The organism is Sphingomonas sp. AX6 (genome assembly GCF_902506605.1).
Classification (GTDB): domain Bacteria; phylum Pseudomonadota; class Alphaproteobacteria; order Sphingomonadales; family Sphingomonadaceae; genus Sphingomonas.
In genome coordinates this window covers 876,717-892,228 of sequence record NZ_LR733979.1, presented here as the reverse complement: position 1 = coordinate 892,228, position 15,512 = coordinate 876,717, and the positions used below count along the sequence as shown (strand labels likewise).

Genomic DNA, 15,512 nt, shown 5'->3' with positions numbered 1-15,512 from the left:
CGGACCTCAGCCGGCGGGCACCTCGCTCGCATCGACCTCGTCGATGCGTGGCGAGCGGCCCGCCATCGCAGCATCGAACTGCGCTTTGTCCAACCCGCCTTCCCATTTGGCGACGACGACGGTCGCGACCGCGTTGCCGATGAAGTTGGTCAGGCTGCGGCATTCGCTCATGAACCGATCGATGCCCAGGATCAGGGCCATGCCCGCCACCGGCACGCTGGGTACGATGGTCAGCGTCGCCGCCAGCGTGATGAAGCCCGCACCGGTGACGCCCGCGGCACCCTTGGACGACAGCATCGCCACGCTGAGCAACAGCAACTGCTCGCCGATCGACAGGTCGACCCCGACGGCCTGAGCGATGAACAGCGCGGCCAGCGTCATATAGATGTTGGTGCCGTCGAGGTTGAAGCTGTAGCCGGTCGGCACGACCAGCCCGACGATTGATTTAGGGCAGCCCGCGCGCTCCATCTTTTCGATGAGGCTGGGTAGCGCGCTTTCCGACGACGAGGTGCCGAGCACCAGCAGCAATTCGGCCTTCAGATAGGCCATCAGTTTGAAGATCGAAAATCCGCACAGCGCGCAGACCGAACCCAGGATGACGATCACGAACAGGAACGAGGTCAGGTAGAAGGTACCGATCAGCGCCGCGAGGCTGCTCAGCGCCTCCACGCCGTAAGCGCCGATCGTGAACGCCATTGCGCCGAATGCGCCGATGGGGGCTGCCTTCATCACGATGGCCACGACCTTGAAAAAGGCGGTGGAGACGTCGTTGAGCAGGTCGAGCACGCGTTCGCCGCGCTCGCCGATCATCGCCAGCGCGATGCCGAACAGGATCGCGACGAACAGCACCTGCAGGATATTGCTCTGCGTCAGTGCGCCGGTGAAGGTGTCGGGAATGATGTTGAGCAGGAACGCGGTCAGCGTCGAATCTTTCGCCTGTGACGCATAGGTTGCAACCGCTGATCCGTCGAGCGTCGCGGGATCGATGTTCAGCCCCGCGCCGGGCTGGACGACATTGGCGACGATCATCCCGATGATCAGCGCCAGCGTGGAGAAAAACAGGAAATAGGCGAACGCCTTGCCCGCGACGCGCCCGACCGATGCCAGGTCGCGCATCCCCGCGATGCCGGTGACGATGGTCAGGAAGATGACCGGCGCGATGATCATCTTGATCAGTTTGATGAACGCATCGCCCAGCGGCTTCATCGCTTCGCCGGTTTCGGGTGCGAAATGCCCCAGAAGGATGCCCGCGACGATCGCGATCAGAACCTGTGCGTAAAGGGCGAAATACCAGGGCTTTCTGACGACGGGCGGCGTGTCGGCGGCGGCGTGCAACATAAGGGGGTGGTCATCCTGTCGTCGGGCGAGTCACGCGGCGATAGGGCAGGTGGGGGACGACGGCAAATCATCGGGTCGCGGGGTGGAATCGGAAACGGGCCGACGCCGCGTGGCATCGACCCGTCATCAAAATTGGGGAAACCGCCCAGAGATCAGCCGAAGCTGGTTTCCAGCGAGATTTCGGCGTTCAGCACCTTGGATACCGGACAACCCGCCTTCGCCTCGTCGGCGATGCGACGGAATTCGGCTTCTTCGATGCCGTCGACATGGCCCGACAGCGTCAGATCGGACCGCGTGATTTTGAACCCGTCCCCGTCCTTTTCGAGCGCGACCTTGGCCGTGGTCTCCAGACTGCCTGCCGAATGGCCGGCCTTGGCCAGCGCAAACGACAGCGCCATGGTGAAGCAACTCGCGTGTGCAGCCGCGATCAACTCTTCGGGATTGGTGCCGGGTTCGTTTTCGAACCGGGTGTTGAAGCCGTAAGGCTGGTCGGAGAGCACGCCCGACTGTGTCGAGACGTGCCCTTTCCCGTCCTTGCCCAGGCCGTCGTAGCGGGCAGAGCCGCTGCGGATGGTCATGGCAAACTTCCTTCGTTTAGCGGCAGCGGACTTCGCCCTTTTCGACCGATTCGCCGATCGCGGCACCTGCGGCACCCCCGATCAGCGCGCCGAGCAGCGACGATCCGCCGGGCGCGATCACCGCACCCAATGCGCCACCGGCTGCCGCACCGATCACCAGACCGGACGTACCGTCGGGACGCTGGCAATAATAACGGCCATCCGATCCGCGATAGACGCGATCGTTGCGGCTCAGGCGGCGTTCGGTGTAATTGGGGCCATCGCGATAATAACGCGGGGCATCCCAATTGTCGCCGACATAGCCCGGCCGGTCGTAACCGCTGCCATATTGGCTGCACGCACCCAGCGTCATCGCGGTTGCCACAGCACTGGCGACAATCATCAACTTCTTCATGTCTTCTCTCCCTCTGTTTTCCCACCCACGGCAAAAGGGGCGCCCCGGCTGGGACGCCCCTGATGGTTTGCGATTAACGGCGCGCGCGGCACTCGCGTTTCTGGCCACTACGCTCGACTTCGCGACCGGCAAGTGCGCCCGCACCTGCACCCAGGAGCGTGCCGAGCGTACGGTCGCCGCGGGTATCGATCGTACGACCGACCAGTGCCCCTGCGACGCCGCCGACCAGCAGGCCGGTCGTGCCATCGGGACGCGTGCAATAATGGCGACCGTCACGGCCCTTCCATTCGCGATAGCGGCGATTCTGGTCGAACGATGCCGCGCTGGCGGTCGACGAGGAAATCTCGACGCGGTTGGTTTCCGAAACGCTGACCCCTGCCGGGATGGCGACGGCGGCAGCGACGGCTGCGATCATGAGCTTGTTCATTTGAATACTCCCTTCCTTACCTCGGAATAGATGCTCCCAACGCATCGACGCGCGAGTAAGTTTCATGAACGGAATGACAGGAAAACCGGGCATTCCGAACTCACCCGAATTGATTACGAGCAAGCGGCCCCGGAATGAACGGTGCGACCTGAACCACAGATGGTCCGCAGCGCCTGCGCGGCGAAACGGTGCCCGTGCGCGACCAACGATTCCCGATGGTCGCGAGACCGCGCGCCACGCGACACCCGCCTGTCCCCGTTATCCACGTTATCCACAGGCAGGACCGCGTCGATTACCCCTTTGTGCGACTCGCAAAGGGTGACACCATCTGTCTGCAAGCGATCGACGGAACGACGGGAAACCAGAGGAAAGTCAATCACTTGTGGCTCGTCAGACGCAAGTGGGTGCCTTAGGGAAACTGCCTGAGTCGAATTGGGTCGGTCGGTCGGATCGACCGGATCGAAGGGTTCTAGGAAGAATGGGTGACGCTCGCGTTATCGGTTTGGAATGACCGGACGAACCGGGTCTGAGAAGAACGACCAAAGCCGAACAAACGGTTCGCCGTGCGGGAGGCAGGCCACGGATACATGAACGCGCTTTGCTTGGACGGAAACGTCCTGGGAATTTGCGATCGACGAAATGGCCAAAAGCAACGCGGAAGATGCCCTTGGGCAGCGAAGCGGAGCTGGCCGCCGAGGCCGGAAATGTGGGAAGCATCGACCCTCGGGTCGGCGCGGACCGGCAACCGGCCCCGGTGACCGACCTCACATCATGCAACCGCTCACGCCCTTGCCGGTTCGAGCCAAGCTGATGTGAAGCCGCCGAGCGAAGGCGGCGACGCGCCCGATGAGGGAGCATCCGCCGCCGGATACGGCGACACTGGGGAGCTGGCAGCGATGTCGGCTCCCTTTTGCGTTGGGCGATGGGTGCCCGGCACGCCCCGCCTCATTGACGCGCCGGCATTGCGACCGGCGACGCAGCGGTTCAGAACGCGCCCGGTTCGTCCTCACGCATCCGCGGTTCCGTCTCTTCGGGCAACGGCTCGTCGCGCCGGGGTTCGCCGCCGCGCAACTGGATGCCGCCTTCGCGGTCGAGGCGCAGGTTCAGGCCCATGCCGCCGATATCGCCTTCGAATTCCAGCGCTTGCGGGTCTTGGGGCAGGATGCCGTCCAGGATGTTGCTGCTGAGGTTGCCGATATCCTCGTCCGATTCGGCTTCGACCACCGCCGGACGCGCGGGCGCGCTGGCGTCGGTCGCATTCACCATCACGTCGCGCCAGATCCGCGCGGCGACGCCGCCGCCTGCCAGGCCGCTATTGGGCGAGTTGTCGTCATTGCCCAGCCACACACCGACCACCAGATCCTCGGTAAAGCCGACGAACAGCGCGTCGCGGTAGTCCTGGGTGGTGCCGGTCTTGCCGAACGCCTCGACGTTGAGCGCAGCGGCGCGGCCCGTGCCGCGTTCGATCCCCGCCGCCAGCAGCGAGCGCATCCCTTCGACTTCGCGGCGCGACAATGGGCTGGTGTCGTCGCGCAACCGATCGAGCCAATTCTGTTCGCGGGCATCGTCCAGTCCGCGCGGGCGTACCGGCGCTTCGCCTGCGGCGATCGCGGCATAGGCGGCGGTGAGTTCGAGCAGCGACACCGACGAAGTGCCGAGCGCGATCGACGCTTCGTTCGGGATTTCGGTCGATAGGCCCAGGTCGCGCGCGGCGCGGATCACGGCGGCGGGCCCGACCTGCTGGGTCAGCCGCGCAGCGGCGACGTTCGACGACGCGGCGAATGCCTGACGTAATGTGATCTCACCGCGATAGCGATTGCCGTCATTCTTGGGCGACCATTCGCCGATGGTGACGGGTTCGTCCTCGATCATCGTGTCGGGCGACATGCCATCGCGCAGCGCGGCGAGATAGACGAACAGTTTGAAGGTCGAACCCGGCTGGCGGCGGGCCTGGGTCGCACGGTTGAACGGGCTTTTGGCGTAGTCCTTGCCCCCGACCATGCCGACGACCCGACCATCGGGGCGCATCGCGACGATCGCGACCTGTGCTTCGCGCAGCCCTGCACGGCGGACGGCGGCTTCGGCGGCGCGCTGGACGCGGGTTTCCAGCGTGGTGGTGACGGTCTGTTCGGTGGCGATCTCGCCTGCCCGGTCGCGCGCAGCGGGCATGACCCAGTCGGCGAAATAGCCGCCGGTGGGCAGTCGCGTGCCGCGCGCGCGGACGCGAAGCGTGGCAGGGGAGACGTCGTCCGCCTCAGCCGGAGTGATGACGCCGGTTTCCGCCATCGCCGCGACCACCAGTTCCTGACGCGCGCGTGCGCCCGACAGATTGCCGGTGGGGGCAAGGCGACTGGGCGCCTTGACCAGCCCCGCCAACATCGCTGCCTGGCCGATGGTCAGATCATCCGGATCGCGGCTGAAATAATGGTTCGCGGCGGCATCAAGGCCGTAAACATTGTCGCCGAAATAGACCGCGGACAGGTAGCGAGAGAGGATTTCGTCCTTGGTCAGCCACGCCTCCAGCCACAGCGCGATCATCGCCTCGCGGGCTTTGCGGGTGAAGGTCTGGTCCGAATCCAGAAACGCATTCTTGGCCAGTTGCTGGGTGATGGTGCTGCCACCCTGGCGGCTATTGTCGGTGAAGCTGTTGTTCCAGAAGGCGCGCAATATGCCGCGCGGGTCGATCCCCAGATGACCGTAAAAGCGCCGGTCCTCGATCGCCAGGAACGCGCCGGGAACATGATCGGGAAGCGCGGTCGCATCGACCGGGTCGCCGATGACTGCGCCCGATTTGGCGATCGGCGTGCCCTCTGCCGACAGCAAGGTGATCGATGGCGGCGCGGGTGGCTTCAACGACTGCGACAGCGGCGCGGTGATCGCGAGATAGGCAATCGAGACGATCAGCAGCGCCAGGAATGCCGCGAGCCCGCGCACGATCCAGCGACCCCAGCGGCGCGGCTTTCTGGGCGGCTCGGGCGGGGGTGGGGGCGTGTCGTACCCGTCGAAATCGCCGACCGGCATCCCGCGATAGCGCGCCTCGCGCCGGCTATGCGGGTAAGGCAGCGGGTCGCGGTCTGCGGAGATGGGGCGGTCGTAATTCATGGTGCTAGCCGCGCTGTATTATAGAGATAGGACAGGGGCGGCAAGATGGTGAACGGTGGCAATCGGTGCCCAAAAAACCCGTTCGCACTGAGCTTGTCGAAGTGCTGTCCTTCTTGGCACGAAGAAAGGACAGTGCTTCGACAGGCTCAGCACGAACGGGGTCAGGTGGTTACTCCGTTGTCGGCGTCGTCCCTGCTGCGGCCTTGGGCAACGCGCCCGCCAGCCCCGGCACATGCTGCGCGCCTTCCAGCACCTCCAGCGACGATCCCGTGAAGTCGTCGCCGATCGGCTCGACCTTGCCGCCCAGGCATTGCGAGAGGAAGCCCTCGGTAATCGCGAAGAAGCTCAGCCGGTTGGCCGGACGCTGAAAGCCGTGGCCCTCGTCCGGATAGTTCACGTACGTCACCGGCAGTTTCTTGGCGCGCATGGCATCGACGATCTGGTCGCTTTCGGCCTTCACCACGCGCGGGTCGTTCGCGCCCTGGCCGATCAGCAACGGTACTTTGATCGCGTCCACGCGGCTGATCGGCGACTGCGCCATCATCCGCTTCACATCCTCGGGCTTATTGGGGTCGCCGATATGCTTGTAGAAGGTGCCCTCCAGGATCGGGCGCCAGTATGCGGGGAAGCTTTCCATCAGCGTCTTCAAATTTGAAGGCCCGACGATATCGACCCCGCAGGCAAAGCGATCGGGCGTGAAGGTGACGCCGACCAGCGTCGCATAGCCGCCATAGGAGCCGCCCATGATCGCGACCTTGTCCGGCGTGGTGACGCCTGATTTGATTGCCCAGTCGACCGCGTCGATCAAATCCTGGTGCATCGCGCCCGACCATTCGCCGATGGCGGAATTGACGAAGCCTTTGCCGAAACCCGTAGAGCCACGATAATTGACCGAAAGCACCGCATAGCCGCGATCGGCGAGCCATTGATGCGCGCCGTTATAGCCGTAATTGTCGCGGGCCCACGGACCGCCATGGACGTTCAGGACCAACGGCGCGGGCCTGTCCGCCTTGCCATCGCCATTGGTGTCGGCCCCTGCAGGCAGCGTCAGGTAGCTGACGAGCGTCTTGCCGTCGCCGCTCGGGATTTCCACCGGCGTCATCGGTTGCAGCGCGTATTTGGAGAGATCGGGGCGGACGTCGAACAGTTTGGCGAGCGTTTTGGCCTGACGATCGTAGAGCCAGGACGTGCCAGGTGCCTCCGCAGCGAAGGAAGAAACCGTCGCCAGCCGTCCGTCGTCGGTGATCGAGGTGATGGCGAATTCGCCCGGCAGCTTGCCGCGCAGGAAATCGAGGTCGGCCTTGGCCTCCGGCGTCAGCGCGGTCCATTCGTTCTTCAGATAATTGACCGAATAGGCGATCGGCGCGTGGGTCCGCGGGTCGGGCAGGATGCCCTGAATGTCGGCGCGGTCGCTTTCGGCGATGATGTCGGTCTTCAGCGTCTCCGGGTCCATCCGGACCAAAGCCGCCTTGTCGCGACCGCGGCTGTCGACCATGAACAGCGTCTTGCCGTCGCGGTCGAAGCCGATCGGGTTGGTGGTGAAGGCGTCTTCGTTCTCGATCCTGAACGCGGTCTTCCAACTCCCGTCGGCCTCCAGCCGGTCGACCACCGACCCGCCGCCCGGCACCTGCTTCATGCCGAAGCGGATCTTGTGCATGTTATCGGCGACCAGCCCGCCATAGCCGGGATTTTCCATCACCAGCTTCTTCTCACCCGTGCGGTAATTGATTTCGTAGGGGTCGAAGAATTGCGGGTTGCGGTCGTTCAGGCCAACCAGCACGACATCGGGGCGGAGCTCGCTGACGCCGAGCACTTCGGCGCGAACGGTACCCGCGACCGGCGTCAGGTCGCGTGCGGTGCCGCCCATTGCGGGAACGGCGAAGACGTGGAAATTCTCGTTCCCGCCCGCGTCCTGCAAAAACAGGACATGGCTGCCATCGGGTGCCCAGAAATACTGGCTGATGCCGCGCGACTTGTCGGCGGTGACGGCTTTGCCTTGGGTCGGGGTGGCGATCGGCGCGACCCACACGTTCATCACGCCATCGACCGGCGCGAGCCACGACACATGCTTGCCGTCGGGGCTGACTTGCGCCCCCGATCGGCTGGGATTGCCGAAGATCAGTTCGCGCGGGATGAGCTGTTGCGCCCCCGATTGCTGGGCGAACAGCGCGGATGGAACGAGCAACGCCAACGGACTGGCGCACAGCAAGACAGTGCGCGTGAACGATTTGATCGACATGATGAATTCCCTCCCAGGATGAAGCCGGGAGGCTATCGCGTGCGATATGAGTCGGGAAGCGAAATGATTCGGAGAGCGAGCACCCCGGATCCATACTCCCGCGAAGGCGGGAGTCCAGGGTCGTGGGCGCCGCACTTCATGGCCCTAGGCTCCCGCCTGCGCGGGAGCGCGGCAGGTTAGGCGGGCGCTCACGCCTCCAGTTCGATGTCCCAATAGAGCCAGTCGTGCCAGGTTTCATGCAGATGATTGGGCGGAAAGGACCGGCCATGTTCCTGCAAATGCCAGCTAGTCGGACGGATGGGCGCGATGTGGAGCGGCATATGTGCTTGCTTGGGCGTGCGGCCCCCTTTGCGCAGGTTGCACGGCGCGCACGCGGTCGCGACATTTTCCCACGTCGTGCGGCCCCCTTGTGCACGGGGGATGACATGGTCGAAGGTCAGGTCGCGCGGAGAGCCGCAATATTGGCAGACGAACTTGTCGCGCAGGAACAGGTTGAAACGGGTAAAGGCCGGATAGGCGGAAGGACGAACGAATTGTTTGAGCGCGATCACCGAGGGCAGCTTCATCGTCGCGCTGGGACTTCGCACCTCTCGCTCGTAATGCGATACGATATCGACCCGCTCCAGCCACACCGCCTTGATCGCGGTCTGCCACGGCCAGACCGACAACGGATAATAGCTGAGCGGCGTATAATCGGCGTTGAGGACGAGCGCCGGGCATCCGTCCGGGTGCCGGATCAGATCGGGATGGTACATGAAGGACGTTCCCCCTTTCCCGCGTCGTTCGTCCGTGTCCTTGGCGGACAGGCGTGACAGCCGCATGACAGCACGAGCCGTGACTCGCGGTCAAGAGTCCTGAATGCACGAAGCCGTCGTTACGCGATTTGCGCCCAGCCCGACCGGGCGGCTGCATTTGGGGCATGGCTATTCCGCGCTGATGGCGCATGATTTCGCGCGGGCGCACGGCGGGCGGTTTTTGTTGCGGATCGAGGATATCGACCGGGGGCGGTGCCGGGCGGAGCATGTGCAGGCGATCTTTGACGATCTACGCTGGCTGGGGATCGATTGGGACGAACCGGTGGTAGTTCAGTCGGAGCGGATGAAGCTCTATGCCGAGGCGCTCGACCGGTTGAAGGGGCTGGGGGTCGTCTATCCCTGTTTCTGCACCCGTGCCGACATTGCGCGTGAGATTGCGGGGAGCCAGTCGGCACCGCACGGGCCGGACGGGCCGCTTTATCCGGGGACGTGCCGGGGATTGTCGGACGCCGAACGTGCCACGCGACTGGCCACCGAAGATCATGCATGGCGGATCGACATGGGCCGCGCGGTGGCGCTGGCGGGGCCGCTCGACTGGCATGACGAATGGGCAGGCCCCATCGTCGCCGACCCGCTGTCGCTGGGTGATGTGGTGCTGGCGCGCAAGGATGCCGGGACCAGCTATCATCTGGCGGTCACGGTGGACGACGCCGCACAAGGCGTGAGCGACGTGGTGCGGGGCGTCGATCTGTTTCACGCGACGCATGTTCAACGGTTGTTGCAAGCGCTGCTGGGATTGCCGACGCCCGCCTATCACCATCACCCGTCGCTGGTGGATAGGGAAGGCAAGCGGCTGGCCAAGCGCGACGGCGCGCCGACGCTGGCGGCGATGCGCGAAGCAGGAGAGGATGGGCGGAAGGTCGCTGACGGCCTTCGCGGGCAACTCTTCTGACCTGCCATCGGTGATCAAATCCGATCAGAGCGAGCGGGAATTATCGCCGTTGGTCCGGTTGGAACATTCGCTCCGACGCGCTATATCCGACCCATGTCCACCATCCTTCCCCTGCTCATCATCGCGGGCATGATCGCGACGCTCGTCGCGCTCGTTCGTGGTATCGTCATCTTCCTGAAGACGACGGAGGCGGAACTGAAGGGCGATGCGCCGGCCACGTCCGCGGTCAAATCGAACAAGATGATGCAGCAGCGCGTGATCTTTCAGGGCGTGACCATCCTGATCGTCTGTCTGGCGCTGCTGGTGCTGGGCGGCGGGCGCTAGGACGATCGTCAAGCTCAACAAAATCTACACCCGCACCGGCGACGACGGGACCAGCGGGCTGGTCGATGGGTCGCGGCGGGCAAAGTCCGATCCGCTGTTTGCGGCGATCGGCGATGTGGACGAAGCGAATTCCGCGATCGGGGTTGCCCGCGCGGCATTGGACGGGCTGCATGACGCTTTGCTGGCGCGGGTCCAGAACGACCTGTTCGATCTGGGCGCCGACATTGCGACGCCGGGCGATGATTTCCAACCCTCGGAAATGACGCTCAGGATCGTCGCTGCCCAGGTCGAATGGCTGGAGGCGACGATCGACCGGGTCAACGCCGATCTCGACCCGCTCAAAAGCTTCATTCTGCCCGCCGGAACGCCCGGTGCAGCGGCGCTGCATCTGGCGCGCGCGATCGTTCGGCGGGCCGAACGGGCTTGTGTTGCCACCAACGCAGGACGGTCGCTCAATCCTTTTGCGCTAACCTATGTTAACCGCTTGTCCGACCTGCTTTTTATTCTTGCGCGCGACGTGAACAAAAAGGCGGGTGGCGACGTTCTTTGGGTGCCGGGCGCTTCGCGCTAGGTCGGCGCGCTTTTCTGCGCCGTAAATGAAGCTGGGCGGCGCTTCGCATCCGTCGCTCGCGTGTCATCGCATGAGGGAGAGGCGATGCGACCGCAATCCACCATTGCCAGCCCCGCATCGGCGCTTGCCGCGCGGTTTTCGGACGTCCGTCATCTGACCGAGGCGCTGGCCGCACCCCTGTCCGACGCCGACGCCACCGTTCAGTCGATGGACGACGCATCGCCCGCCAAATGGCATCTGGCGCACACGAGCTGGTTCTTCGAAACCTTCGTGCTGCGCGATCATGTGCCCGAATATCGGCTGTACGACGCGCGCTATCCGTTCCTGTTCAACAGCTATTACGAGGCCGAAGGCAGGCGGCACGCGCGCGGACGGCGGGGAATGATCACCCGCCCCAGCCTGGACGAGGTGCTGAACTATCGCGCGGCCATCAACGGAGCGGTGCTGGCGGCGTTCGAAATCCTGCCCGATGCGGCGCGCGATCTGGTGGCGCTGGGATGCCATCACGAGGAGCAGCATCAGGAATTGCTGCTGACCGACATCCTGCACCTGTTGTCCGAAAACCCATGCGAGCCTGCGATCTGGCAAGGCGACCGCAAGCGGCCTGTGCAAATGCCAGGACCGCTCGGCTGGATCGAAGGGCGCGAGGGACTGGTCGAGATCGGGCATGATGTCGACGGCTTCGCCTTCGATTGCGAAGGGCCGCGGCATCGCGCGCTGCTCCACCCCCACGCCATCGCCGACCGCACCGTGACCAATGGCGAATGGGCCGCGTTCATTGACGATGGCGGCTATCGCGACGCCCGTCATTGGCTGTCGGATGGCTGGGCGTGGGTGCAGGCGGAGGGCATCGACGCGCCGCTTTACTGGGCACGCGGTGACGATGGTGGCTGGACGCGTTTCGGACTCGACGGGCGGCGCGCGATCGACCCCGCCGCGCCGGTGACGCATGTCAGTCTGTTCGAAGCCGACGCCTATGCCAGTTGGGCGGGCGCGCGATTGCCGACCGAATTCGAATGGGAGTCCGCCGCGCGCGCGGGCGATCCGCGCGAGGGTAATCTGCTCGACTGCGCCGGGCCGGTCGAACCTCGCCCCTCGACCGGTGGTCCGGCCTGGTTCGGCGATGTGTGGGAATGGACCGGCAGCGCGTACCGTCCCTATCCGGGTTTCGCGGCCTGCGAAGGCGCGGTGGGCGAGTATAATGGCAAGTTCATGAGCGGGCAGTTCGTGCTGAAGGGCGGATCGTGCGCGACGCCGCGCGGGCATGTGCGCGCCAGCTACCGCAATTTTTTCTACCCCCACCAGCGTTGGCAATTCACCGGCGTTCGGCTGGCCAAGGATTTGTGACGATGTTGAAGCAGGAGGCCGAAGACGGCCAGCATGGTTTGGTCGATCCCGAATTCCGCCGCGATGTGGTAGAAGGGTTGGGGCGTACTCCGCGTGCGATTCAGGCGCGCTGGTTCTACGATCGGCGGGGTTCCGAACTGTTCGAGGCGATCACCGACCTGCCCGAATATTATCCGACGCGCACCGAAGCGGCGTTGCTGAAATCGGCGGGGCCAGACTTGGCCGACGCGATCGGACCGGGGCGCGCGGTGGTCGAATTCGGATCGGGGTCATCGGCCAAGACGCCCTTGTTGCTGTCGGCGATTTCGCCCTCGGCCTATGTGCCGATCGACATTTCGGGGGATTTTCTGCGGGCATCGGCGCGCGATCTAGCGGCGCGGTTTCCGGCGATCGACGTTTATCCGCTAGAGGCCAATTTCATGTCGCCGGTGACCTTGCCGCGCGATGTCGGGAGCTTGCCCAAGCTGGGTTTTTTCCCCGGTTCGACGATCGGCAACCTCACACGCTATGCCGCGGTCGATCTCCTCCGGTCGATGCGCGGGTCGCTGGGCGAGGCTGCGCAATTGCTGATCGGGATCGACCGGGTGAAATCGGCGGACATCCTGGTCCCCGCCTATGACGATGCACAGGGGGTGACGGCGGCGTTCAACCTGAACTTGCTGGAACGTATCAACCGCGAGCTGGACGGCGACATCCCAGTCGATGGCTTCGTCCACGAAGCGAGGTGGAACGAAGACGCGTCGCGCATCGAGATGCACCTGATCGCGACGCGCGACATGGCGTTCAGCGTCGATGGACGCAATTTCCAGATCCGCAAGGGCGAGGGCATCCACACCGAAAACAGCCACAAATACGGCCCGCGCGATGCCCGGATGCTGATGGACGCCGGCGGATGGACCGTCATCGGCGAATGGAGCGCGCCCGACGATGCGTTCGCGCTGCTGTTGGGTGAAGCACAGCCTAGGCCGCCCGCGCCCTGAAGCTGGTCGCCATTCGGTTGTGAGGTAATCGATCGACCCAAAAAATTCCGTCGCCCCGGCCGAAGTGCCGGGGTCCACCGTGCGACAAGCGCAGCGTCCAGGCTTTCTTGCGATTGAGCGGGCTGCCAAGTGGACCCCGGCACTTCGGCCGGGGTGACGAAACAGGGGGCATTGATATGCCTTACCGAACCTCTGCCCGCCATGTCGTCACCAACCGTGTCGATCCGCGACATTCGGTCATTTCGCTTTGCTCGATCAGGCGAAAGCGCTGACCGTCCCAGACGAAATCCTGGCCGATGCCGCAATCGCCGATCCCGCGACCTTTGGAATAATTGGTCAGGCGCCCCTCGCCGAAGCCGGAATTCACCAGTTGCGGCACCGCTCCCGCCTCGACATCGAAGCCCACCGATGTGTCGAAGGTCGCCGGACGCAGCACGCCGTCTTTGCCGATCACGAACACCGCCGACATGAAATTATACGCACCCGCACCGCATGGCAGCAGGATCAGCGTCGCGCTTCCGCCCAACGCATGCGCCTCGGGCCGGGTCTGCGCTTCGTCGAGAAATTCGATCTGGCAATCGGCGGCTCGCCGCATCGCGGTGACCTGCGCGGGCGTGGGGCGAGTGGCGCGACCCGATGGGCGAACACGCGCGACGACCGGCAATGCGGGGGGCGAAGCGGTCGGGCGGTCCTTGCCGCGCGCAATCAGTGCCGCGGTCGTACCCGTCAGGCGCTGTTGTTCGTCCATGTGGCGCAGTGCCGCCGCCGCGCCGTTCAGCGCGATGGCGTCCTCCGTCTTGCCGTGGCCGATCCGACCTGCCTTGCCCTGGGCGATCGCCTCGATCAGCCGCCCAGCCTCCTCGCCGGTAAAGATCACGCCTTCGTCGTCATTGCGTCCGCCTTTGGCGACGGGTTTGCCGTCGATAGTGATCGTGACGGGTGCGGCGATATCGTCGTTCGAATCGACGATTACGCGGGGCAGCGCACCGCCGCCCGCGCGCATCACCACGACCCTCAGCGTCGGAAATTCGGCATCGTCGGGGCCGAGCGCGACGGCGGTGCAGGACAGGCGATTGTCGCACCCGACCACCCAGTCGCGAAAGGTCCGCATCTCGCCCGGCGTGGCGCGCGGGCCTGTGCTGGCGAGCGCGGGGGCGATGACCGGTTCGGCAGCCTCGCTGGGCGACGGCGTTGGGCTGGGCGCACCGGGTTGCGCAGGCACATTGGGTTGGGCGGCGGCCCGCGCGCGCGCATCGCTTTCCTGCGGCTGCGGATCGGTATTGCAGGCAGCGAGGATCAGCGCAACGAGCGGCAAGGCGAACTTCATGATGGAGGGAAGGATTAACGCGCTGCATCGTTCCCGAAAAGTCGCTATCGCGGCGTAAATTCCCGAAAAAGACGATGGAGAATGCGATGAAGACGGTGGGCGTGATCGGTGCGGGTCAAATGGGGGCGGGGATCGCGCAGGTTGCAGCCGCCTCGGGTTACCGCGTGCTGTTGTCCGACATCGGGCTGGCACAGGCGGAAAAAGGCAAGGCGGGGATTGGCAAATCGCTCGACCGGCTGGTGGCGAAGGAAAAGATCACGGTCGACGCGCGCGACGCGACGCTGGCCAATATCGAACCTGTCGCGGATGTGTCGGCGATGGGCGTGTGCGAACTGGTGATCGAAGCCGCCACCGAGCGCGAGGAGATCAAGCGCAAGATTTTCGAAAGCGTCGGTGCGGTGCTGTCGGATACTGCGATCCTGGCGTCCAACACCTCGTCGATCCCGATCACGCGGCTGGCCCAGGCAAGCCATGATCCGGCACGCTTCATGGGGGTGCATTTCTTCAACCCCGTGCCCGTCATGGGCCTGATCGAACTGATCCGCGGGCTGGCGACTAGCGACGCGACGGTGTCGGCGGTGGAGAAATTCGGCCAGTCGCTGGGGAAGGAAATCGTCCATGCCAACGACGCGCCGGGCTTCATCGTCAACCGCGTGCTGATGCCGATGCTCAACGAAGCGTGCTTCGCGCTCGGTGAAGGCGTCGCGACCATCCGCGACATCGACACCGCTTGCCGCCTGGGCCTGAACCATCCGATGGGTCCGCTGACGCTGGCCGACTTCATCGGGCTCGACACCTGTCTGGAGATTACCCGCGTGCTGTTCGAGGGCACCGGCGACCCCAAATTCCGCCCCGCGCCGGTGCTCGTCAAATATGTCGAGGCTGGCTGGTACGGGCGAAAGGTCGGCAAGGGGTTTTACGATTATTCGGGTGACGAACCCGTGCCGACGCGCTGAGGGGGATGCCATGAGCATCGACGACACCATCATCGATACGCCCGAAGGTCCGATGACCTATGCCGAGTGGAAGAAGAAAAATCCCGTCCAGTTGCCCTCGCGCCGGACCAAGGGCAAGGATTTGCCCAACAAGGTCAAACGGCGGACCGACGAGTGAGGAGGCCACCCCACCCCGTTTGTTTCGAGCGAAGTCGAGAAACGTTGCGCAACGCCTGTGGCACG

15 protein-coding genes are annotated in these 15,512 nt (G+C 64.6%); 7 read left to right on the top strand and 8 right to left on the bottom strand.

Annotated elements, in window-relative coordinates:
* Positions 1 to 6: 6 nt before the first annotated feature.
* The 7 genes from ENHY17A_RS04440 to ENHY17A_RS04410 all read right to left on the bottom strand — a co-directional run bounded on the left by ENHY17A_RS04440 (position 7) and on the right by ENHY17A_RS04410 (position 8,833).
* The gene (locus ENHY17A_RS04440; RefSeq protein WP_159710435.1) at positions 7 to 1,338 is read right to left on the bottom strand and encodes a dicarboxylate/amino acid:cation symporter; all 1,332 of its coding nucleotides are present in this window, start codon (positions 1,336 to 1,338) and stop codon (positions 7 to 9) included.
* 152 nt (positions 1,339 to 1,490) lie between these two features.
* Positions 1,491 to 1,916 carry an OsmC family protein gene (locus ENHY17A_RS04435; protein WP_159710433.1) on the bottom strand — a complete coding sequence of 142 codons (426 nt, stop codon included), beginning with the start codon at positions 1,914 to 1,916 and terminating at the stop codon, positions 1,491 to 1,493.
* 16 nt (positions 1,917 to 1,932) lie between these two features.
* A complete protein-coding gene (locus tag ENHY17A_RS04430; RefSeq protein WP_236547745.1) occupies positions 1,933 to 2,310 on the bottom strand; it encodes a glycine zipper 2TM domain-containing protein in 378 nt (125 codons plus the stop codon).
* Positions 2,311 to 2,383: 73 nt separating this feature from the next.
* Positions 2,384 to 2,737 (bottom strand): glycine zipper 2TM domain-containing protein, encoded by a 354-nt coding sequence (locus ENHY17A_RS04425; protein WP_159710431.1) that lies wholly within the window; start codon positions 2,735 to 2,737, stop codon positions 2,384 to 2,386.
* Between the two features lie 984 nt (positions 2,738 to 3,721).
* Positions 3,722 to 5,839, bottom strand: a complete 2,118-nt coding sequence (locus tag ENHY17A_RS04420) for a transglycosylase domain-containing protein (protein ID WP_159710429.1) — start codon at positions 5,837 to 5,839, stop codon at positions 3,722 to 3,724.
* A gap of 169 nt (positions 5,840 to 6,008) precedes the next feature.
* Entirely contained in the window at positions 6,009 to 8,078 is a 2,070-nt protein-coding gene (locus ENHY17A_RS04415; RefSeq protein WP_159710427.1) for a S9 family peptidase, read from the bottom strand.
* A 188-nt stretch (positions 8,079 to 8,266) separates the two neighbouring features.
* Positions 8,267 to 8,833: an HNH endonuclease gene (locus ENHY17A_RS04410; protein ID WP_159710425.1), complete on the bottom strand. Its 567-nt coding sequence runs from the start codon at positions 8,831 to 8,833 to the stop codon at positions 8,267 to 8,269.
* Between the two features lie 103 nt (positions 8,834 to 8,936).
* On the opposite strand from ENHY17A_RS04410, the gene gluQRS reads away from it, so the two are divergent.
* The 5 genes from gluQRS to egtD all read left to right on the top strand — a co-directional run bounded on the left by gluQRS (position 8,937) and on the right by egtD (position 13,007).
* Positions 8,937 to 9,785 (top strand): tRNA glutamyl-Q(34) synthetase GluQRS, encoded by an 849-nt coding sequence (gluQRS, locus tag ENHY17A_RS04405; RefSeq protein WP_159710423.1) that lies wholly within the window; start codon positions 8,937 to 8,939, stop codon positions 9,783 to 9,785.
* 93 nt (positions 9,786 to 9,878) lie between these two features.
* Positions 9,879 to 10,109, top strand: a complete 231-nt coding sequence (locus ENHY17A_RS04400; RefSeq protein ID WP_159710421.1) for a twin transmembrane helix small protein — start codon at positions 9,879 to 9,881, stop codon at positions 10,107 to 10,109.
* A gap of 4 nt (positions 10,110 to 10,113) precedes the next feature.
* Entirely contained in the window at positions 10,114 to 10,680 is a 567-nt protein-coding gene (locus tag ENHY17A_RS04395; RefSeq protein ID WP_159714127.1) for a cob(I)yrinic acid a,c-diamide adenosyltransferase, read from the top strand.
* A gap of 84 nt (positions 10,681 to 10,764) precedes the next feature.
* Positions 10,765 to 12,027 (top strand): ergothioneine biosynthesis protein EgtB, encoded by a 1,263-nt coding sequence (gene egtB / locus ENHY17A_RS04390; protein WP_159710419.1) that lies wholly within the window; start codon positions 10,765 to 10,767, stop codon positions 12,025 to 12,027.
* A gap of 2 nt (positions 12,028 to 12,029) precedes the next feature.
* Positions 12,030 to 13,007, top strand: coding sequence for an L-histidine N(alpha)-methyltransferase (egtD, locus tag ENHY17A_RS04385; RefSeq protein WP_159710417.1), 978 nt, complete (start codon positions 12,030 to 12,032; stop codon positions 13,005 to 13,007).
* A 181-nt stretch (positions 13,008 to 13,188) separates the two neighbouring features.
* Here the strand turns inward: egtD and ENHY17A_RS04380 are convergent, their stop codons facing one another.
* Positions 13,189 to 14,334 carry a DUF1176 domain-containing protein gene (locus ENHY17A_RS04380; protein WP_159710415.1) on the bottom strand — a complete coding sequence of 382 codons (1,146 nt, stop codon included), beginning with the start codon at positions 14,332 to 14,334 and terminating at the stop codon, positions 13,189 to 13,191.
* Positions 14,335 to 14,420: 86 nt separating this feature from the next.
* On the opposite strand from ENHY17A_RS04380, the gene ENHY17A_RS04375 reads away from it, so the two are divergent.
* Both ENHY17A_RS04375 and ENHY17A_RS04370 read left to right on the top strand, forming a co-directional pair.
* Positions 14,421 to 15,290, top strand: a complete 870-nt coding sequence (locus ENHY17A_RS04375; protein WP_159710413.1) for a 3-hydroxyacyl-CoA dehydrogenase NAD-binding domain-containing protein — start codon at positions 14,421 to 14,423, stop codon at positions 15,288 to 15,290.
* A 10-nt stretch (positions 15,291 to 15,300) separates the two neighbouring features.
* Positions 15,301 to 15,447, top strand: coding sequence for a hypothetical protein (locus ENHY17A_RS04370; protein ID WP_201296339.1), 147 nt, complete (start codon positions 15,301 to 15,303; stop codon positions 15,445 to 15,447).
* Positions 15,448 to 15,512 lie beyond the last annotated feature (65 nt).

Bases quoted from the DNA above. Each gene is read 5' to 3' on its own strand.
- ENHY17A_RS04375 (WP_159710413.1), top strand. From the start codon at position 14,421: ATGAAGACGGTGGGCGTGATCGGTGCGGGTCAAATGGGGGCGGGGATC.
- egtD (WP_159710417.1), top strand. From the start codon at position 12,030: ATGTTGAAGCAGGAGGCCGAAGACGGCCAGCATGGTTTGGTCGATCCC.
- ENHY17A_RS04370 (WP_201296339.1), top strand. From the start codon at position 15,301: ATGAGCATCGACGACACCATCATCGATACGCCCGAAGGTCCGATGACC.
- ENHY17A_RS04380 (WP_159710415.1), bottom strand. From the start codon at position 14,334: ATGAAGTTCGCCTTGCCGCTCGTTGCGCTGATCCTCGCTGCCTGCAAT.
- gluQRS (WP_159710423.1), top strand. From the start codon at position 8,937: ATGCACGAAGCCGTCGTTACGCGATTTGCGCCCAGCCCGACCGGGCGG.
- ENHY17A_RS04430 (WP_236547745.1), bottom strand. From the start codon at position 2,310: ATGAAGAAGTTGATGATTGTCGCCAGTGCTGTGGCAACCGCGATGACG.
- ENHY17A_RS04420 (WP_159710429.1), bottom strand. From the start codon at position 5,839: ATGAATTACGACCGCCCCATCTCCGCAGACCGCGACCCGCTGCCTTAC.
- ENHY17A_RS04410 (WP_159710425.1), bottom strand. From the start codon at position 8,833: ATGTACCATCCCGATCTGATCCGGCACCCGGACGGATGCCCGGCGCTC.
- ENHY17A_RS04400 (WP_159710421.1), top strand. From the start codon at position 9,879: ATGTCCACCATCCTTCCCCTGCTCATCATCGCGGGCATGATCGCGACG.
- ENHY17A_RS04435 (WP_159710433.1), bottom strand. From the start codon at position 1,916: ATGACCATCCGCAGCGGCTCTGCCCGCTACGACGGCCTGGGCAAGGAC.
- egtB (WP_159710419.1), top strand. From the start codon at position 10,765: ATGCGACCGCAATCCACCATTGCCAGCCCCGCATCGGCGCTTGCCGCG.
- ENHY17A_RS04425 (WP_159710431.1), bottom strand. From the start codon at position 2,737: ATGAACAAGCTCATGATCGCAGCCGTCGCTGCCGCCGTCGCCATCCCG.
- ENHY17A_RS04440 (WP_159710435.1), bottom strand. From the start codon at position 1,338: ATGTTGCACGCCGCCGCCGACACGCCGCCCGTCGTCAGAAAGCCCTGG.
- ENHY17A_RS04415 (WP_159710427.1), bottom strand. From the start codon at position 8,078: ATGTCGATCAAATCGTTCACGCGCACTGTCTTGCTGTGCGCCAGTCCG.